Genomic DNA, 20330 nt, shown 5'->3' on the forward strand with positions numbered 1-20330 from the left:
AATCCCGTGGGCTATAGCCCCGGGATTTTCTATTTGCCATTAAATAAATTCAGAAACTAATTTATCAAAATAATTTTGATCCAAATTAAGGTCTGCTTTAGATAATGGTGTTTCAGAGAAGCCAGTTATTAATTCTTGATATGACTTACGTTCAGTATTTTGATAAATTAGCCCTGTAACAAGACCATTATGCTTCATTAATGTCTGCATTGCTTCTTCGCGATTTGAAGGATCATAACCTTCGATATCACTAAGTTTAGTAAGATTTTCTTTAAACCAATCGTATGTGTTTACCTTATTATAAGTAACACATGGACTGAACACATTGATTAATGAAAATCCTTTGTGATTAATACCTGCTTCAATTAAAGCAGTTAAATCTTTTAAGTCTGTAGAGAAACTTTGTGCTACAAATGTTGCTCCTACAGTTAACGCCATTTCCATTGGAGAAATTGATTGCTCAATCGATCCAAGCGGAGATGACTTTGTTTTAAAGCCTGCTGCTGAACGTGGTGATGTTTGACCCTTTGTTAAACCATAAATTTGGTTATCCATTACGATATAAGTAATGTCGAGATTACGACGAATAGCATGAATCGTATGCCCCATTCCAATTGCATATCCATCTCCGTCTCCGCCAGAAGCGATAACAGTTAGGTCACGATTTGCCATTTTCACACCTTGTGCAATTGGAAGTGAACGGCCATGAATTCCATGGAAACCATAGGAATTAATATAACCTGAAATCCGGCCAGAACAGCCGATTCCAGAAATTACAGCAAGATTTTCGGGTTCTAAACCAACATTCGCTGCCGCACGTTGCATTGCCGCTTGTACAGAGAAGTCGCCACAGCCAGGGCACCAGTTCGGTTTTACATTGTTACGAAAGTCTTTAAAAGTGGCCATTTAGAACAACTCCTTACATTTTGTATAAACTTCGTGTGGTAAGAATGGATTTCCATCATATTTAAGATGCTTAGTAATCTTTTCAGCATGTCCAACATTCATTTTCATAATATTTGCTAATTGCCCGGTTGCATTGTTTTCTAAAACAATCACTTTCTTAGCAGCACGAACTAACGGAAGAACTTCGTCTGTTGGGAATGGGTGAATTAAGCGAATCTGAGCATGATTTACTTTTAAGCCATCATTCTCTAAACGTGTCATCGCTTCTTCAATAACACCGCGTGTTGAATTAAAACCGACAAATAATACATCTGGATCTTCGTGCTTAGTATTTTTATATACAGGTGTATTAAAGCGAATATTTTCGATTTTACGGAAACGCTTATCCATTTGTGCAATTCGATTTGCAGCAGATTCAGATGGTTTACCTGTTTCATCATGCTCAACACCTGTTACATGGTGGATACCATTTTTCATACCAGGAATTACACGTGGTGAAACACCATCTTCTGTAACTTCATACCGTTTAAAATATGCATTATTTTCGTTAGCTGGGATTTCATCAGCAACCAATTTTCCACGTCTGATTTCAACTTTGTCATAATTTAATGGTTCAACGGTCTGTTTTCCTAAAGATAATTGAAGATCAGATAAAATAATGACAGGGCATTGATATTCTTCTGCTAAATTGAATGCTTCCGCTGTATCATAAAAAGCTTCCTCAACCGTACTTGGAGCCATAACAATTTTTGGGATTTCACCATGTGTACCATAAATCATTGCCATAAGATCCGATTGTTCTTGCTTTGTTGGTAATCCTGTTGAAGGACCTCCACGTTGCGTATCCACAATTACCAGCGGTGTTTCAGTGATACCAGAAAGTCCAATTGCTTCCATTTTTAATGATAACCCAGGTCCAGCTGAAGCAGTAATTGCACGTACACCGCCGTAGTTAGCTCCAATGGCCATCGTACAAGCAGCAATTTCATCTTCTGTTTGAATAACTGTTCCACCTAAAGCAGGTAATTTTTTAATCAAATACTCCATTATTTCAGATGCTGGTGTAATAGGATAAGCTGCCATAAATCGGCATCCGCCTGCAATAGCACCAAGTGCGATCGCATCGTTACCAATCATAAACATCCTTTTTTGGCCGTCAGCCTTTTCAAGTTCCATTGTTGGGACACCTGAAGCTAGATTTTCTTTCACTTTTTCAAAGCCGGCTTTGATTGCATCCATATTCTTCGCAACAACTTGGTCGCCTTTTTTGCCAAAAATCTCACGAACTACTACTTCAAATACATTAATATCTAAGTCTAAAATAGCAGATGTTGCACCGATTGCTACCATGTTCTTCATTAAAGAAGTTCCAAGTTCAGTGGCAATTTCAGTAAATGGTACCGCATACAATGATGCTTGTGTATCATCAGGCTTCTTTGGTGAAAATTTTGCATCAGCAAGGATTACACCATTACTGTGTAGTTCTTTGTAATTTAAATCAATCGTTTCTTGGTCAAATGCTACTAGGATATCTAGGTCATCAGAAATTGAACGCACTTCTGTCGTACTTACTCTGATTTTATTGTTGGTATGACCACCCTTAATCCGTGAAGAAAAGTGACGATAACCATACAAGTAATAGCCCAGGCGATTCAGTGCAATTGCAAAGATTTCCCCAGTACTTTCAATACCTTCCCCTTGTTGTCCTCCAACTTTCCATGAAAGTTGATTGATCATGACTTACACCCCTTTGGATATGTAAAAATTAATTAGAATAAATTGATTCATTTATTAGTTTAGCACTATTCCGAGTATTTCACTAGAATTTAGCCTATAATAGCAAGACTAAAAAATGTAACTTAAGATATGTACTAAACGCTTACAATTCTAGACCTATGCACTAAAAATTGCAACCCTTTAAAGCGAAATATTGTCTAAAATATGAATATTTTTTTATTATTTGAAATATACTCGGATTCGATTATGTCGACTGCTGTAAAAACAAAATCCACCTCATTATATGGCAGTTTTTCTAACATTTATTCTTCAAACAAATATCTATTATTTATATTCTAGAAATAATCATAGTCTATCTTAGAATAATGTTTTATCGATATTTTTGATTTTTGACCTAAAACTAAAAAATACCTGCTTGATTATACAAGCAGGTAGTATCAATCATTATTTGTTTTTACTTGTCAAAAGTCTATCTCTTTCAACGCGGTTCTACAATTAGTTTGATAGCTGTGCGTTCTTCCCCGTCAATTAAAATATCGGTAAACGCAGGGATACAAATTAAATCAACTCCGCTAGGTGCTACAAATCCTCGAGCAATCGCTACTGCCTTAACGGCTTGATTCAATGCACCCGCCCCAATTGCCTGTATTTCCGCTGCACCTCTTTCACGCAGAACCCCGGCAAGCGCACCAGCTACAGAATTAGGATTAGATTTTGCTGAAACTTTTAATATATCCATTTCTAGCTCCTCCTTAGAAAATCCCGATCCCGCATGAGCAGTTTCATGAACAAATCAGGTTATAACATTCCACTGCTACTATATTCAGTTGTCAAAAAACATATTCCGGCTTGGACAAAAAAAATGCGCCAGTCTCTAGGCTCTGGAGCTTTTGGAGCTATAAAAAAAAGAGCAAAACCAATTTGCTCTTTAAGTATAAAACGGATGATCATCATTTATTAAGATAGGTTGAATTTTTTTTGTAAAGCCGGATTTCCGATCCAATTCAATATAGACGGCACTAAGCTGATTTCTTCCGCCTGTCGCCACCTCAAACCGGACAGGAAGGCTCGTCAGAAACCTTTTAAGAACAGCATCTCTCTCCACCCCTAAAATACCGTCATACGGACCCGTCATGCCCACATCGGATAAATACCCTGTGCCATTAGGCAGAATGCGGCTATCAGCCGTCTGAACATGTGTATGTGTCCCTACAACCGCAGATACTCTCCCATCCAGGTACCAACCCATTGCCTGCTTCTCACTGGTTACTTCGGCATGAAAATCCACAAAAATATATGGAGTTCTTTCTCTGGCAATTTCAATTAATTCGTCTGCCTTTTTAAATGGACAATCCAACGGTGCCATGAAAGTTCTCCCTTGCAGATTAATGACGGCAACTTCTAAATCATTTACTTTAAAAAATGCCATCCCTTTACCTGGTGTTCCTTCAGGAAAATTCGCTGGTCTAACCATATTTTTGGCTGAACCGATAAACTCAAAGATCTCACGGTTGTCCCATGAGTGATTACCAAGGGTTACAGCTTGTGCGCCATAACCTAAAAATTCACGATATATCTTTTCTGTAATTCCTTTACCGCCTGCAGCATTTTCCCCATTAATAATGGTAAAATGTGGACGATATTTTTCTTTTAATTTTGGCAAATATTCCTTTACCATGTCTCGGCCTGGTGACCCGACAACATCACCTATAAAAAGTAGATTCATTTTTAATCCTCTCATCAAGAAAAATTGTTAATGTTTCAATTGTATCACATTCAGACTTCATTTAATCGGATAAGCACTTTCATAAAAAAAAGCGGTGCATGTGCACCGCTTTATTTCGCATATTCAACAGCCCGTGTTTCTCGGATAACTGTCACTTTAATGTGTCCAGGATAATCAAGTTCTTCTTCAATGCGCTTACGAATATCACGAGCTAATCGATGCGCAGCAAGATCATCAACCGAATCAGGTCTTACAATAATACGAACTTCACGTCCAGCTTGAATAGCAAAAGATTTCTCTACACCTTCATAAGACTCAGAGATTTCCTCTAACTTTTCAAGACGTCGGATATAGTTTTCAAGAGTCTCACTACGGGCACCAGGTCTTGCAGCTGATAATGCATCCGCAGCGGCAACTAAAACAGCAATGATAGACGTTGGCTCTGTATCCCCATGATGTGATGCTATACTATTAATTACTACAGGGTGTTCCTTGTATTTAGTTGCAAGTTCAACACCAATTTCTACGTGACTGCCTTCTACTTCATGGTCAATTGCCTTTCCAATATCATGAAGCAAGCCCGCACGACGTGCTAAGGTTTCATCTTGACCCAATTCAGCAGCAAGTAATCCAGAAAGCTGTGCTACTTCCATTGAATGTTTTAAGACGTTTTGACCATAGCTTGTACGGAATTTCAAGCGGCCAAGAATTTTGATAAGATCTGGATGAAGTCCATGAACCCCCACTTCAAAGGTGGTTTGCTCACCAACCTCGCGGATATATTCATCCACTTCACGACGAGACTTTTCAACCATTTCCTCAATTCGTGCTGGATGGATACGCCCGTCTTGAACTAATTTCTCCAATGCCAGGCGAGCCGTTTCGCGACGAATAGGATCAAAACCTGATAGAATTACAGCTTCAGGAGTATCATCAATAATTAAATCAATTCCTGTTAATGTTTCTAGCGTACGAATATTTCTTCCTTCACGGCCAATAATACGGCCCTTCATTTCGTCATTTGGCAGGTTGACGACAGAGACAGTCGTTTCCGCAACATGGTCAGCAGCGCAACGCTGGATTGCTAGCGAAAGAATTTCCTTCGCTTTCTTGTCTGCTTCCTCTTTCGCACGATTCTCACTTTCCTTAATCATTATGGCAGTGTCATGGGTTAATTCCTGCTCCATTCTGTCGATAATGATAGCTTTTGCTTCCTCGCGCGTTAAGCTTGAAATTCGTTCGAGTTCAGTTTGTTGTTTTCGTACCAACTCGTCCACTTTGCTTTCCATCTCTTCAATATGCTGTTGTCTTTGGTTTAGAGAATCATCCTTCTTTTCTAAAAGATTTTCACGCTTGTTTAACGTTTCCTCTTTTCGATCTAAATTCTCTTCTCTTTGCAGTAAACGGTTTTCTTGTTTTTGCATTTCATTTCTTCGTTCACGAACCTCACGTTCTGCTTCTGTACGCAGCTTGTGAATTTCATCCTTTGCTTCTAGCAAAGCTTCTTTTTTCAGTGAATCAGCATCACGTTTCGCATCTTCAAGAATCTGCTCTGCAGCATTCTTTGCACCTGCTACTTTTGCTTCAGCAATGGACTTATGAACAAAATAGCCAACAACGGCACCGACGATAAGGCCAAGCAAAATGGAGATGATAGTAATTAAATCCAATCGTTACACCTCCTCTTGCTATGAACTTTTGTTACATTTTTTAAGTGTCGGCATGTACATTGTTTAGACTCAACATACAGCAAGCACCAAGGCTTTTTTCGGATTGTAATAATACCAAAAATGTAAAATATACATGTTAATTGTAAAGGTGGGAATATTCATTGTCAAGGCTTAGTCCTATTGGCTTTTTGAAATATTTAGAATAGGACATCATTTTATGACCGATAGGCTAAAATCTTTATCAACTTATGACTATATTATTGTAATTAAAATATATTTTGTGAAGCTCTGTTATACTTGGCTGTTGATTTCCGCTCCAGGCACTTTGCTTTCCGCGGGAGTCTTCGTGCCTTCCGCTCCAATCAACTTGCTATTAAATCAAAAGTGCCCTTTTAACACAGCCTTTGTAAAAAAAGAGCAAAACCATATAAATAGCTTTGCTCTTTTACATTAATCAATTAGTTCAAATTGTTCATCATCATCTGTTTCAGTTACAAACTTCTCACCGTCTAAGCCATAATGTTCACGTATTTGCGTTTGAATCTGGAGACGAATATCAGGGTTTTCCTTTAAATACAGTTTTGCATTTTCACGGCCTTGACCAATTCTAATGTCGTTATAGGAATACCATGAACCGCTTTTTTGGACGATATCTAATTCAGAACCTAAATCAACAATCTCGCCTTCCTTAGATATCCCTTCGCCATACATAATATCTACTTCTGCTGTACGGAAAGGCGGAGCAACCTTATTCTTAACGATTTTTATTTTGGTTTTATTCCCGACAATGTCAGTCCCTTGCTTCAACGCTTCCGCACGGCGCACTTCAAGACGGACTGTTGAATAAAACTTTAACGCACGACCACCAGGTGTGGTTTCAGGATTCCCGAACATAACGCCAATTTTTTCACGGATTTGGTTAATAAAGATTGCGATCGTCTTAGATTTGTTAATGGCTCCAGATAGTTTACGAAGTGCCTGTGACATTAGACGTGCTTGTAAACCAACGTGAGAATCTCCCATTTCCCCTTCAATTTCCGCTTTTGGAACCAATGCGGCTACAGAGTCAACGATAAGAATATCAATGGCACCGCTTCGTACTAATGCTTCCGCGATTTCAAGCGCTTGTTCACCCGTATCAGGTTGTGATAATAATAACTCATCAATGTTAACACCTAATTTTTGGGCATACGTTGGGTCAAGCGCATGTTCAGCATCGATAAATGCAGCTTGTCCACCGTTTGCTTGAACTTCAGCAATTGCATGTAATGCAACCGTTGTTTTACCAGAGCTCTCAGGGCCATATACTTCAATAATACGTCCTCTAGGATATCCACCTACCCCAAGTGCTGCATCAAGTGCTAATGAGCCACTTGGACTCGTTAAAATCTTTGTATCCGTTTTTTCTCCCATCTTCATGACGGAACCTTTACCAAATTGCTTTTCTATTTGCTTTAACGCCATTTCTAAGGCCGCTTTACGATCATTACTCACGAATCATTTCCTCCCTTATATATAAACACATGCTAATTGCTATAATCTATTAAATTAATTCCTATTAATAATATAACTTCTTTTCGAATATTTGTCGAGCAAAAAAACGAACATTCATTCGTTTATTTTCAAAGCAACTTTGATGTAATTTTAGGTAATTCTCTATGCTTTTTGTATTTTTTTGCAACTTTAGCAGGCAGATAAAGTTAGTTTCATCCATTGTCTGATTTTTCCGCTAACCTAATCTATTCAAAAAAAATCACAGAATACTATTAAGCATTCTGTGACTCTTTTAACAATTGAAGGAGAAAATGACACCCATATTTTACGGCACGCCCTCGATTGGCCTCTCTTGTACCGCCAAGGATAAGTTTTTCAACAACGGTTGGCTTTCCCTTTATTGCAATCCCAATAAATACAGTACCAACCGGCTTGCCTTCAAGCTCTTCAGGACCTGCTACACCAGTAAAACTAATTCCAATATCCGTTTTAAATAATTGGGCAGCATTTTCAGCCAGTTCCCTAGCACATTGTTCACTAACTGCACCTTCTGTTTCTAGTGTTTCTTGCCGCACTTTTAAAATCTGTTGTTTTACTTGATTTGAATAGCAGACAACTCCACCAGTAAACACCGAACTTGCACCCGAGATGGCGGTCAGCCCTTGTTGGAACAGTCCACCGGTTAAACTCTCAGCCGCAGTAATTGTAAGTTTTCGTGTCTGTAAGGTCTTTCTTACTTCTTCCATTAGTGACGTATGGTCATATCCATAAAAAAACTCACCTACACGCTGGTTAATGGTATTTTCTAGATTATCGAGAAGTGACTGAGCTAGTTTTCCGTCTACATGTTTTGCAGTCAGCCTCAATGTAACCTCCCCATCCCCAGCAAGCGGGGCGATCGTTGGGTTGCTCTGTGCGTCAATTAAATCCATAATCTCGGTTTCCAAGGCAGCTTCACCAATTCCAAAAAACCTTAACACCCTTGAAACAATTACCTCTTTGGACAGGTTTTCTTTAGAGAGTGCCTGACACCCATATTGACTAAACATCGGCTCAAGTTCCTTAGGTGGGCCAGGGAGCAGCATATAGGTGTGATCGTTAGATTTAACAACCATTCCTGGAGCCATTCCATGATCATTTGGAAGAATATGTGCACCGCTTAATACAAGTGCCTGTTTTCGGTTATTTTCGGTCATTGGGCGATGGGTCCGTTTAAAGTATAATTCTATCGAAGTTAATGCATCCTCATCGGTCACAAGTTCTTTTCCAAGGTGGCGTGCAATTGTTTCCTTCGTTAAATCATCCTTTGTTGGTCCAAGGCCACCCGTAAAGATAATAAGTTCTGCACGCTTCTCAGCTATTTCAATTGCCGATTCTAATCTATCAGGATTATCACCAACTACCGTATGATAAAAGACATTAATCCCTAGGTCCGCCAATTGCTGGGACAAAAAACGTGCATTCGTATTCACAATTTGACCGAGCAATAACTCCGAACCAACTGCAATAATCTCAGCATTCATCGTAATCAACATCCTTTACTCCTAAGTTGGTAAAACTTACTTTGAATTTTTAAGGACATGACTATTTTTTGCAAAATAATCCCATCCAGACCAAATCGTAAAAATTAATGCAACCCACAATGCCACGATATCAAAACGAAATGGAATCATTGCAAAAATAATATTATGTAATAAAAGTGCTGAAATAGCGACAATTTGCGCCCAGGTTTTAATTTTCCCAAGCATGTTAGCCGCAACCACTTCTCCTTCTCCTGCAAGTAAGAGACGTAATCCTGTTACCGCAAACTCCCTGCTAATAATAACAATCACAATCCATGAAGGTGCATAAACATCATTCAATTCAACGAGAACAATCAATGCAGCCGAGACCAATAATTTGTCAGCAAGCGGGTCGAGAAATTTCCCCATATTAGTCACCAGGTTATACTTTCGGGCATAATGCCCATCAACCCAGTCAGTGGATGAGGCTAAAATAAAAATCAATGCACCGACAAAATGGGTCACGGGAAGGTCTGTCCCCAGCAGATGCATATCGCCCCATTCAAAAGGAGCAAGCATAATAATCAAGAATATTGGAATTAATAATATTCTTGATACAGTGATTCTATTCGGAATATTCATAGTTTTCCTCCGTTTTAATATTAAAAGCGAAAAATAGTCATCAACAGATGACTATTCGTTTTTCAGAACATATTGGATCGTTATGTTCTGAACATTTGCAGTCGCTGGCACTGCATACTCGAGCTTTTGGTCATTAACATAGATTTCTGTATCAGCGGCATTTCCCACTCGAATAACGGCCGCACTCTCTGCTGATAAGTCTTCTGTTTGACTTTCAGTACCGCCTTTTTTTAATAATCCTTGGAAAAAGGATTTCCCTTTTCCATTTTTAATACTAACCCAAGTCTGCCCTTTAGAAACCAACTTCACAACAAACTTGTCTGCATTTTTTAATTCATAGGTTGAATTCCTGCCGCTGCTTTGAACGGCTGTAATTTCTTGTTTTGGTGATTCTTCTACAGTTGTTTGCTGCTCTGTATTATCTGTCTTTTCTTGGATGTCATCCTTCTTATTCACTTCTGCTTTTTCTTTTTCAAGATTCTCCGATTTCACAATTTTAACCGGTTCATTTTCTTTATTAATTGATTCATTCGTATTATCACCCGCATGTTTATATACAAAATAATATAACAGGCTGGCAACTCCAATTACAAAAACACCGATTAAAACCTTTGGTAATATATCAAAAATTTTAGAATTGCTTTCTGAAATTGATTTATGTGTTTTCACTCTGGACAATTGCTGTGGCAATTCGTCATTTAAGCTTGCAGGAATTTCACCTTTATAGGTTTCAAAAATTTCATCAGGATCAAGACTTAGTGCCTCTGCATACTGCTTAATAAATGCGCGAACATAAAAATTCCCGGGCATGCTCGCATAATTCCCTTCTTCAATACCAATTAAATACCTCTTTTGAATTTTCGTCATGGATTGTAAATCATCCAAGCTTAATCCATTAGCTAATCGGGCTTCTTTTAGTCGATTCCCTAATTCAGTCAACTGTTAACACCTTCCAATTTATTAAAAATCAAAATCTCCAAAATCAGATCCGGAGAACATACTATGCTGATCAACGACCTCATATGTAATCTCTTCTTCCGCGTCATTCCTAAGCTCAATAATGTAATCAAAATCGTCGAGTGTATATTCTGAGTTTTGAACAAAAATATCAGGATGCTCGATGACTTTTACAGACGGAAGTCTCATGATTTCACGAACAAGCTGCCAATGACGCTCATTAGCACGTCTGGTAGAAACAATTCCATCCAGTATAAATAGATTGTTTTCGTTATATTCATCTTCAATTAATTGATTACGGATTGTTTGTTTTAACAAAGTGGAAGACACAAATAACCAGCGTTTATTTGCACAAACACTTGCAGCCACCAATGATTCTGTTTTTCCTACACGAGGCATTCCGCGAATACCAATCAACTTATGGCCTTCCTGCTTAAATAATTCTGCCATAAAATCAACTAATAAGCCAAGTTCATCCCTTACAAAACGGAAGGTTTTTTTATCGTCCGCATCTCTTTGAATATAACGTCCATGTCTTACCGCAAGCCTGTCACGCAGTTTGGGTTCTCTAAGTTTAATTAGTTTTATTGTGTCCATCGTATGTAAAATTGACTCAAGGCGTTTAATTTGGTCATCATCTTTTGCTAAAATGAGTAATCCTCGTCGTCCTTCATCTACACCATTTATTGTAACAATGTTAATAGAGAGCATTCCTAATAGGGATGAAATGTCCCCTAATAGGCCTGGTCGGTTCTTCTGAATCTCATATTCTAAATACCATTCTTTTTTCAAGTAATAAACCTCCTCAAAAGAAGTTTCGACATTTTTTTTACAATTTCTTATCTAACCCCTATAATAAATGATTTTGGATGAAGATGAAAGTAAAAACAAAGATATTCCGCTCGTTAACAGTGATTCTCCAAGAATGCATACAAAAAGAGAGGAGAAAGTCCTCCTCTCTTTTAACGACTGCCGTTATTTTGAATCAATTTAACCATTATATTTGCAATTGCCTGTTGTTCTTCTTTATCTGCAACTGACCAAAGATCAGCAAGAATTCTTTCCTGTTCATTTTTTGGTTCTACTTGGTTTGATAAATAATCACCAATTTGAAAAGCAAGGTTACTAATGGCTCCATCGCTCATACCTTCATTTTGTGCATGATGAAGACGATCGGCTAAGAAGTCCTCCCATTGTTTCCAGTTATCTAAAACAGACATGGTTATTTCCCTCCTCTTTTATTAGTACAAGATTATTTTGTGACGAAGAGGAGGGAACTATACATTGATTACATTGAAATTTTAGGTATACCACCCGCCATTTATTGCTAGGATTTGTCCTGTCATGTAGGATGAATCTTCGGAAAGTAAATATGCTACACCCCTCGCTATATCCTCCGGCTGCCCCAACCTGCCCATTGGTATTTCGTATGAAAGCTGATCTACTTCTTCTGGTGTAAAACCTTCCATCATTGGTGTCAATATAGCTCCAGGGGCAATGGCATTTACACGAATTCCATTCATGGCTACTTCTTTACTCAATGCCTTAACGAATGCAATTTGCGCTCCCTTAACCGTAGAATATGCAACTTCACAAGCCGCTCCTGTTTGCCCCCAAATCGAAGTAATCACCACAATATTTCCGTTTCCTTTAGCAAGCAATTTCGGAAGGAGCTCTTTTGTCAGCATTAATGGCGTTAACACATGAACATTTAATAATGCTTCTGCTTCAGATTGCTGTAAATCAACAAGAAGCCCATATTGACTTTGGCCCCCGCAATGGATAATCGCATCTAATGAAAATATTTCTGAATTGACCTTTTTATATCCACTTGGATCAGCTAAATTTGCTTGAATCGGAATATACTCCCCACCGTATGACTCCAGATTATTTATTAATTCCTTTATTGCTTGTGTATTTTTATGGTAATGCAGATACAAATGATAGCCTTTTTCTGCCAGGTTATATGCAATCGCTTGGCCGATTCCACCACTTGCACCCGTTATTAATACATATTTCATTTTTGTTCCCACTCTCTTTTACTGTGACTAATACGAAGAAAAAGCGCCGGTTAATCGACGCTTTCATGTATTTATTTTTTTTTAGGAATTACCTGACATACTGAAAACCGGTCTTCTGATATGACTTCTGACGCTAGTGACTGAACATCGTTTAGGGTGATTTTTTCAAGTGTTGGAACCACATCAAACAAATTCATATCATTAAATGCGTAGCGCGTAAACTGATTGGCGATATACTCTGGTGAGTTTACCGCCCGCAAAAATGCACCAATCTTTTTCCTCTTCGCTCTTTCTAGTTGATCCTCATTAAAGACATTTTGATTTTTAGCATCTAGAAGCATTTTTTGAAGAGTTTCTGCTAATTTATCAGGTTCTCCAGTGTCTCCGCCGATCATGGCAAACCCAAAGCCCTGCTCTTGGGTATAATCGAAAGAAAAGGTTTCATCAATTAGTCCATCATTATAGAGTTGATTGTAATTTTCCGAACTTTTCCCAAACAATAAATCCAATAGGACATTCATGGTTAATTCATTTTTTAACATTTCATTTCCGCTTTGATCGACATGTAGTGCTTTTATTCCAAGTAAGCATTTTGATGTTTGCACATTCATTTCAAGTACCTGTCTTTTTTCAGCTGCCTCTGTCGGTTCATTTTCAAATTTCCGCTGAATCTCAGGCATATCTTTGTATTCCTTTTTCGCTTGATTCTCTTTAACTTGATTCATGAAACTTTCTGGGTTTACTGGGCCAACAATAAATAATAACATGTTACTCGGATGATAGAAGGTGTTATAGCATTCATAGAGCCAATCTTTAGTAATATGGGAAATCGATTCAATTGTTCCAGCGATATCAATCTTTACCGGATGGTTTTGGTAAAGATTTTGAATCAATCCAAAGTATAAACGCCAATCCGCATTATCATCATACATAGTAATTTCCTGCCCAATTATCCCTTTTTCTTTTTCAACTGTTTTTTCTGAAAAATATGGTTCCTGAACAAAATCAATGAGGGTTTCTAGATTTTTTTCTACGTCTGACGTACTCGAAAATAAATAGGCTGTTCGAGTAAAGGAGGTAAACGCATTAGCCGATGCTCCCTGGCGGCTAAATTGTTGAAAAACATCGCCATCTTCTTTTTCAAACAGCTTATGCTCTAAAAAGTGAGCAATTCCATCAGGAACTTTAACATACTCTTCTTTTCCCAATGGAACAAATGTATTATCCACAGAACCATACTTTGTCGTAAAGGTAGCAAAGGTTTTATTAAATCCTTTTTTCGGTAAAATATACACATTTAGACCATTGGCCAGTTTTTCATGGTAAAGTTCTTCCTGAAGTTGGTCGAAACTAATTTTCTCCATTTATTTGCCCGCCTCCGTTCCTGTTAAGAAGTAGATGGTATCGATTTCAATTTTTTTAGCGACTGCGATGATTTCTTCTTTCGTTACATTTTGCATTTCTTTCAGCCATGTATCAAGATTAATATTTGCATCGGCCACAACATTATGATAAAGAATTTCAGTTAACCCTCTTGATGTATCTATGGTCTCTAGGATTTGATTTTGAATAACTGCTTTTGTTTGGTCGAGTTCTTGGTCTGTAAAATCACCATTTCTCATCGCCTCTAATTGATCATGTATAATTCCAACTGCCTGATCATAATTTTTTAAATCAATTCCTGACATAACCATCATTAAGCCTTTATGACTCTCAAGACGGCTTGCTGCATAATAGGCAAGACTTGCTTTTTCACGTACATTTATAAATAATTTAGAATGAGAGAACCCGCCAAATATTCCATTGAACACTTGCAAGGCAAAATAATCCGAATCACCATAGACGATGTTTGTGCGATAGCCAATGTTTAATTTCCCTTGTTTTACATCTTGCTGCTCTTTCACTTCATTAACTTGTCTATTCAAGGTTACCTTTTCTTGTACTAATTTTTTCGGTGTTCTATCCTCAAACTTTAATAGATCTGATGCAAATTGCTTCACTTCTTCTTCATCAACATCACCGATAATATATAAATCCATTTCATCAGATAAAAAGGCGTCTTGATAATATTCATATAAATTCTCGGGAGTTATGGCATCTACATCAGCAGCATCCCCGTTTACTTCTAAAGCATAGGGTTCCCCCTTACACATTTCTTGAATCAGGCGTACATTTGAGTAGCGCATCTTATCATCAAAAACGGATTGAATCCTTTGTTTTTGTGTCCGCTTTTCTTTTTCTACAGTGCCTGGATCAAAAGCATTACCTTTAAGGTTTGGATTTGTTAATATTTCTGCTAATAATTCAAACCCTTTTCTTAATAATGGACTTGGATCACTTAAGAATTTTTCATTGGCAATTTCGATTGAAAAACTCATGATATGGTATTCACCTTTTTTAGATAGATCAACGAAAAGTGTCGCTCCATATAACTCATCAAGATAGGACCGAAGTGCAGTGGTTGAAGAATATTTTGCTGAACTGCTTTGCAATACCTGTGGAAGAAGTGCTCGTTTGGTTACATCTTCTTTTGTAAGCGGGGCTTTCATTTTCCAAATTAAAGTATTCGTTTTATATTTTTCTGTTGGGATCACATGAAGTCTATATCCATTAAGCTCTGTTATTTTTTCTGCAGCTGTTGCCACATCCATTCCTCCTTAACTGTTAAAGGTTATACATTACAATATGTAAGCATTTTTCTTTATATCATTTCCTTTGAAAGAAAACCTATACTTATTACTATAATTTGGCAGGGTTGGTCAATACAAGCAATATCACTTTTTCTCTCATAAAAAAAGAACCCCTGGCAAGATAACCAAGGATTCCGTCCGTATAGTAGATGAATTATCTACTACCTTTAATATAATGAGTACCAGATGCTTTAGGTGCATCTGCACGACCGATGAAGCCAGTTAAAGCTAATATTGTTAAAACATAAGGAGCAATTAACAGGTACACATTCGGAATTTCTTTTAAGAAAGGTAAGCTTGATCCAATGATACTAATACTTTGTGCAAAACCAAAGAATATTGCAGCACCAAGTGCGCCAAGTGGATGCCATTTCCCAAAAATCATTGCCGCTAATGCCATGAAACCTTGACCACTGATTGTTGAGTGGCTGAAGTTAGATGTAATGGATTGTGCATATACTCCACCACCCAGACCACCAAAAGCTCCTGAAAGAATAACACCTAAATAACGCATTTTTGTAACATTAATCCCCATTGTATCAGCAGCCATTGGATGTTCACCAACAGAACGGAGGCGCAGTCCAAATGGTGTTTTAAATACAATGTACCAAACGATAATTGCAACAATGATTGCTAAGAATGAAGTCCAATACGTATTTTGGAAAAATATTTTCCCAATAACTGGAATATCTTTTAAAACCGGGATATCAATTTTATTGAATCCTTTGCTGATAATATCTGTTTCACCTTTATCATAGATTAGTTTCACTAGAAACAATGTTAAGCCTGATGCAAGTAAGTTAATAGCAACACCAGAAACAGTATGGTCAGCACGGAATGTAATCGCAGCTACCGCATGTAACATTGAAAATATCGCACCCGCAACCATTGCAACTACAATTGCAATCCAAGGTGTCCAACTTCCGAACGAATTAACGAAGGTAAGGTTAAAGACAATAGCTGTAAATGCACCTATAACCATTAATCCTTCAAGACCAATATTTACAACTCCCGAACGCTCAGAGAAAATACCGCCTAATGCAGTGAAGACAAGTGGAGCTGCCCATAACAAAGTGGATGGAACAACAATCATTAATATTTCCATTAAGCTCAACTTACTTCACCTCCTTTTTACTAAATCGGTCAAGAAATATTCTAATAATATAACTTGATGCAACAAAGAATACAATCAAGGCAATAATGATATCAACTAATTCATTCGGAACACCCGCTTCGAGAGGCATATTTAATGCTCCAACTTTTAGTGCACCAAATAATATAGCTGAGAAAAATACACCTATTGATGTATTCCCACCTAGCAGGGCAACAGCAATCCCATCAAATCCAACACCTGTAAAACCGCCTTTAACGGTGGCGTAGCCGAAAGTTCCTAATCCTTCCATCGATCCTGCTAAACCAGCAAAAGCACCTGCAATAACCATAGAGAGGATAATATTTTTATTAACATTCATCCCAGCATAATGGGCAGCATGTTGGTTAAAACCTACTGATCTTAATTCAAATCCTCTAGTTGTCCGTTCTAATAAGAACCACATAACAAAGCAGGATAAAATGGCAAGGATAATACCCCAGTGAAGTCTTGAATAATCAGTTAAACTCTCTAACCAGGGAGACCTTAATGTGGCAGATTCTTTAATCATATCTGTTTTATCTTTATTATCTGTAATGATATTTTTTATAAAATAATTTGAAACATGTAAGGCAACATAATTCATCATAATGGTAACAATTACTTCATGAACGCGAAAACGAGCTTTTAAGAAGCCAGGAATGAACGCCCACAAGGCTCCAGCTACCATAGCTGCTATAATAGCTAATGGTAAATGGATAATTTTCGGGAGATCGAAGGCAACTCCCACCCATACTGCGGCTAGCCAGCCAACTAAAAATTGTCCCTCTACTCCAATATTAAACAGGCCGACACGAAAAGCAAATGCTACAGCTAATCCTGCAAGAATATAAGGAGTAAACTGTCTAATTACTTCTCCTAGATAATAAGAATCACCAAAAGCCCCGTTCCATAATGCTGTGAATGCTGCGAGTGCATCATAACCGCTGATGATCATAATAATAGTTCCAACAATTATCCCCAATAAAACGGCAATAATAGGTGTTAAGATACTTTTAAAGCTTTTAAGCATTGGCGTGTTCACCCGCTTCCTTTCTATTTGACCCAGCCATCAATAAGCCAAGTTCTTGTTCTGAAGTTTCTCTTGGGTTAACTACCGCTACAATTTTCCCCTCATATATAACAGCAATTCGGTCACTCACGTTTAATATTTCATCCAATTCAAATGAAATAAGTAAAACAGCTTTTCCATTATCACGCTGCTCTATAAGACGCTTATGAATAAATTCAATTGCACCAACATCTAATCCACGTGTAGGCTGTGCTGCAATTAATAAATCCGGATTACGGTCAACCTCACGTCCAATAATGGCCTTTTGCTGGTTACCGCCAGAAAGAGCGCGAGCCAAGGTGTACTCACTTGGAGTCCTGACATCAAACTCACTAATTAAAGTTTTTGCCTTTTTATAAATCTCTTTAAAATTTAGAATCCCATTTTTTGAATATGGCTTTTTATTATACGTTTGTAAGACCATGTTCTCACCGATTGGGAAATTTAACACAAGTCCGTGTTTATGGCGGTCCTGAGGAATATGACCAACACCCGCCTCAGTTATTTTTCTAGGAGTATGATTAATAAGTTCATTTCCATTTAACTTCACGCTGCCACTTTCTGCCTTACGTAAACCAGTAATAGCCTCAATGAATTCTGATTGTCCATTGCCATCAACACCAGCAATCCCAACAATCTCCCCGGCTTTTACGGTTAGATTAAGACCATTTACAACATTAATTCCGCGAGCATCTTTTACTAGTAAGTCTTGAATCTGTAATACATCCTGTTTGGGTTTTGCTTCTGTTTTCTCGGTTTTGAAGACGACTTCACGCCCAACCATTAAGCTCGCAAGTTCATTAGGGTTTGTTTCACTAATATTTACTGTCCCAATTCCTTTACCTTTGCGTATGACGGTACACCGATCGGCAACTTCCATAATCTCTTTTAACTTATGGGTGATTAAAATAATCGACTTTCCTTCTTTTATAAGCGTTTTCATAATCTGCATAAGTTCTTTTATTTCTTGTGGGGTTAGTACGGCTGATGGTTCATCAAAAATGACAATTTCAGCACCTCGGTACAACGTTTTTAAAATTTCTACCCTTTGCTGCATTCCAACTGATATATCGGAAATTTTTGCTTGAGGGTCAACGGCCAAACCATATCGTTCTGAAATTTCACGAACCTCTTTTTCTGCCTTTTTAAGATCAATTCGACCGCCTGTGGTGATTTCTCTGCCGAGAATAATATTTTCCGTTACAGTAAAAGTATCAACAAGCATAAAGTGTTGGTGAACCATTCCGATCCCTAGATCATTAGCAATATTTGGGTTAGAAATATTAACTGGTTTCCCTTTTACCCGAATTTCTCCTTGTTCCGGCTGGTATAAACCAAAAAGTACATTCATTAAAGTGGATTTGCCTGCACCATTTTCACCAAGTAATGCATGAATTTCGCCCTTCTTCAATTGAAGGGTAATGTTATCATTCGCAACGAAACCGCCAAATTCCTTTCGAATGTTGAGCATTTCAATTACAAAATCCATCTTTCTCACTCCCTGTGTTAAGATAAAAGGAAAATTTGACCAATAGTAGTAAGAGGTCAGACCTTTAAGGATTTTTAAAAAACAGGGATTAACTCCCTAATAAAATCTTAAATGAAAGGTAGAACATTTATTCCACGCTTCAGTTAGGATTCCATAGTTTGGAATAAGCGAGAATTCTCCCGCTTATTCCACAAAAATTATTTTGCGCTAAAAGTCTTTAATTCTGCACGAGTACCAGGAACTTTCACTGAACCTGATTTAATTTTGTCAGTCCAATCTTTAACAGATGTTTCAATCGCAGCCTTGTTCGGTGCTTTGCTATTGATTGGAGCTAACCCAACACCGTCTTCAGCAAGACCGTATAATGCCACTTCCCCACCAGGGAAGTTACCATCTTTCGTTTTTGTAGAAACGTCATAAACCGCATTATCTACGCGTTTAAGAGCGGAAGTTAAAACAATATCTGGACCCATGTTTGCTTGGTCACTGTCAACCCCGATAGCCCAAATTTCACGAGATGGATCTTTTTTCTTAAGGTCATTAGCTTCTTTAAATAAGCCTACACCTGTACCACCAGCAGCGTGGAAAACTACATCATCGCCTGAAGAATACATTTTCGAAGCAATCGATTGTCCAAGCTCTGCTTTATCAAATGCACCAGCATATTGAATGTCAACAGTCGCTTCAGGTTTTGCAGCTTTAACACCAGCTACAAAGCCTGCTTCAAAACGTTCAATAACTGCCCCTTCAATACCACCAATAAATCCAATTTTATTGGATTTAGTTGTCATTGCTGCTGCAACTCCTGCAAGGAATGATGCTTCTTGTTCTTTAAATAGAATGCTTGCAACATTTGGTTGTTTGACTTCAGAGTCAACAATTGCAAAGTGATGATCCTTTTGTTGCTTTGAAATTTCTTCCACAGCACCTTGCATCAAAAATCCAATACCGAATACTAAATCAAAATCTTGACGGGCAAGAGTGTTTAAGTTGGTAGCGTAATCTGCATCTGATTTTGATTGAACGTAATCATATCCGCCTTTACCTTTTGATAATCCGTTATCTTTACCAAATTTCTGAAGACCTTCCCAAGCAGATTGGTTAAATGATTTGTCATCAACACCACCAACATCAGTAACCATTGCTACAGAGAATTCATTTTTCTTTTCTCCGCCTTTTGATGTATCTTTGTTTGTATTATCACTTTTTCCACATGCTCCTAATAGTGTACCAGCAGCAAGAACAAGTGATAATGCCGTTCCAATTTTACGCTTTTTCATGGTATTGACCCCCTA

Annotated in this window: 18 protein-coding genes; all 18 read right to left on the reverse strand. The window is 37.9% G+C overall.

Going from position 1 to position 20330, the window contains the following annotated elements; all coding sequences use genetic code 11:
• Positions 1-39 precede the first annotated feature (39 nt).
• Complete coding sequence (locus M3610_RS01165) at positions 40-906, reverse strand: 2-oxoacid:ferredoxin oxidoreductase subunit beta (RefSeq protein ID WP_098571729.1); 867 nt, start codon at positions 904-906, stop codon at positions 40-42.
• A complete protein-coding gene (locus tag M3610_RS01170) occupies positions 907-2643 on the reverse strand; it encodes a 2-oxoacid:acceptor oxidoreductase subunit alpha (RefSeq protein ID WP_142332956.1) in 1737 nt (578 codons plus the stop codon).
• Between the two features lie 478 nt (positions 2644-3121).
• Positions 3122-3382 (reverse strand): stage V sporulation protein SpoVS, encoded by a 261-nt coding sequence (gene spoVS, locus M3610_RS01175; RefSeq protein WP_026566505.1) that lies wholly within the window; start codon positions 3380-3382, stop codon positions 3122-3124.
• A 189-nt stretch (positions 3383-3571) separates the two neighbouring features.
• Positions 3572-4369, reverse strand: a complete 798-nt coding sequence (locus tag M3610_RS01180) for a TIGR00282 family metallophosphoesterase (protein ID WP_098571728.1) — start codon at positions 4367-4369, stop codon at positions 3572-3574.
• Positions 4370-4479: 110 nt separating this feature from the next.
• A complete protein-coding gene (rny, locus tag M3610_RS01185) occupies positions 4480-6039 on the reverse strand; it encodes a ribonuclease Y (protein WP_098571727.1) in 1560 nt (519 codons plus the stop codon).
• Between the two features lie 450 nt (positions 6040-6489).
• Complete coding sequence (gene recA, locus M3610_RS01190) at positions 6490-7533, reverse strand: recombinase RecA (protein WP_098571726.1); 1044 nt, start codon at positions 7531-7533, stop codon at positions 6490-6492.
• Positions 7534-7805: 272 nt separating this feature from the next.
• On the reverse strand, positions 7806-9056 hold the full coding sequence (locus M3610_RS01195) for a competence/damage-inducible protein A (protein WP_251456721.1): 1251 nt from the start codon (positions 9054-9056) through the stop codon (positions 7806-7808).
• 36 nt (positions 9057-9092) lie between these two features.
• A complete protein-coding gene (gene pgsA, locus M3610_RS01200) occupies positions 9093-9677 on the reverse strand; it encodes a CDP-diacylglycerol--glycerol-3-phosphate 3-phosphatidyltransferase (protein ID WP_098571725.1) in 585 nt (194 codons plus the stop codon).
• A gap of 51 nt (positions 9678-9728) precedes the next feature.
• On the reverse strand, positions 9729-10616 hold the full coding sequence (locus M3610_RS01205) for a helix-turn-helix domain-containing protein (RefSeq protein WP_251456060.1): 888 nt from the start codon (positions 10614-10616) through the stop codon (positions 9729-9731).
• Between the two features lie 21 nt (positions 10617-10637).
• Entirely contained in the window at positions 10638-11426 is a 789-nt protein-coding gene (locus M3610_RS01210) for a DUF3388 domain-containing protein (protein ID WP_098571723.1), read from the reverse strand.
• Between the two features lie 170 nt (positions 11427-11596).
• Entirely contained in the window at positions 11597-11854 is a 258-nt protein-coding gene (locus M3610_RS01215; protein WP_098571722.1) for a DUF3243 domain-containing protein, read from the reverse strand.
• An 81-nt stretch (positions 11855-11935) separates the two neighbouring features.
• Entirely contained in the window at positions 11936-12655 is a 720-nt protein-coding gene (gene ymfI / locus M3610_RS01220; RefSeq protein WP_098571721.1) for an elongation factor P 5-aminopentanone reductase, read from the reverse strand.
• A gap of 71 nt (positions 12656-12726) precedes the next feature.
• Positions 12727-14019, reverse strand: coding sequence for an EF-P 5-aminopentanol modification-associated protein YfmH (gene yfmH / locus M3610_RS01225; RefSeq protein WP_251456061.1), 1293 nt, complete (start codon positions 14017-14019; stop codon positions 12727-12729).
• Positions 14020-15306, reverse strand: coding sequence for an EF-P 5-aminopentanol modification-associated protein YfmF (yfmF, locus tag M3610_RS01230; protein WP_373561651.1), 1287 nt, complete (start codon positions 15304-15306; stop codon positions 14020-14022).
• A 193-nt stretch (positions 15307-15499) separates the two neighbouring features.
• Positions 15500-16459 carry an ABC transporter permease gene (locus M3610_RS01235; protein WP_251456062.1) on the reverse strand — a complete coding sequence of 320 codons (960 nt, stop codon included), beginning with the start codon at positions 16457-16459 and terminating at the stop codon, positions 15500-15502.
• A 1-nt stretch (position 16460) separates the two neighbouring features.
• The gene (locus tag M3610_RS01240) at positions 16461-17507 is read right to left on the reverse strand and encodes an ABC transporter permease (RefSeq protein ID WP_098571717.1); all 1047 of its coding nucleotides are present in this window, start codon (positions 17505-17507) and stop codon (positions 16461-16463) included.
• Positions 17500-19035, reverse strand: a complete 1536-nt coding sequence (locus tag M3610_RS01245) for an ABC transporter ATP-binding protein (RefSeq protein WP_251456063.1) — start codon at positions 19033-19035, stop codon at positions 17500-17502. The genes M3610_RS01240 and M3610_RS01245 overlap by 8 nt, the downstream gene beginning before the upstream one ends.
• 197 nt (positions 19036-19232) lie before the next feature.
• A complete protein-coding gene (locus M3610_RS01250) occupies positions 19233-20315 on the reverse strand; it encodes a BMP family lipoprotein (RefSeq protein ID WP_251456064.1) in 1083 nt (360 codons plus the stop codon).
• Between the last annotated feature and the right edge of the window lie 15 nt (positions 20316-20330).

Source organism: Neobacillus sp. MER 74 (genome assembly GCF_023714155.1).

What these genes read in the sequence shown, in the direction of transcription:
- spoVS (WP_026566505.1), bottom strand. Translation starts at nt 3,382, where the DNA reads ATGGATATATTAAAAGTTTCAGCAAAATCTAATCCTAATTCTGTAGCT.
- ymfI (WP_098571721.1), bottom strand. Translation starts at nt 12,655, where the DNA reads ATGAAATATGTATTAATAACGGGTGCAAGTGGTGGAATCGGCCAAGCG.
- yfmH (WP_251456061.1), bottom strand. Translation starts at nt 14,019, where the DNA reads ATGGAGAAAATTAGTTTCGACCAACTTCAGGAAGAACTTTACCATGAA.
- M3610_RS01240 (WP_098571717.1), bottom strand. Translation starts at nt 17,507, where the DNA reads ATGCTTAAAAGCTTTAAAAGTATCTTAACACCTATTATTGCCGTTTTA.
- M3610_RS01195 (WP_251456721.1), bottom strand. Translation starts at nt 9,056, where the DNA reads ATGAATGCTGAGATTATTGCAGTTGGTTCGGAGTTATTGCTCGGTCAA.
- M3610_RS01250 (WP_251456064.1), bottom strand. Translation starts at nt 20,315, where the DNA reads ATGAAAAAGCGTAAAATTGGAACGGCATTATCACTTGTTCTTGCTGCT.
- M3610_RS01170 (WP_142332956.1), bottom strand. Translation starts at nt 2,643, where the DNA reads ATGATCAATCAACTTTCATGGAAAGTTGGAGGACAACAAGGGGAAGGT.
- pgsA (WP_098571725.1), bottom strand. Translation starts at nt 9,677, where the DNA reads ATGAATATTCCGAATAGAATCACTGTATCAAGAATATTATTAATTCCA.
- M3610_RS01215 (WP_098571722.1), bottom strand. Translation starts at nt 11,854, where the DNA reads ATGTCTGTTTTAGATAACTGGAAACAATGGGAGGACTTCTTAGCCGAT.
- yfmF (WP_373561651.1), bottom strand. Translation starts at nt 15,306, where the DNA reads ATGGATGTGGCAACAGCTGCAGAAAAAATAACAGAGCTTAATGGATAT.
- M3610_RS01165 (WP_098571729.1), bottom strand. Translation starts at nt 906, where the DNA reads ATGGCCACTTTTAAAGACTTTCGTAACAATGTAAAACCGAACTGGTGC.
- M3610_RS01180 (WP_098571728.1), bottom strand. Translation starts at nt 4,369, where the DNA reads ATGAATCTACTTTTTATAGGTGATGTTGTCGGGTCACCAGGCCGAGAC.
- M3610_RS01245 (WP_251456063.1), bottom strand. Translation starts at nt 19,035, where the DNA reads ATGGATTTTGTAATTGAAATGCTCAACATTCGAAAGGAATTTGGCGGT.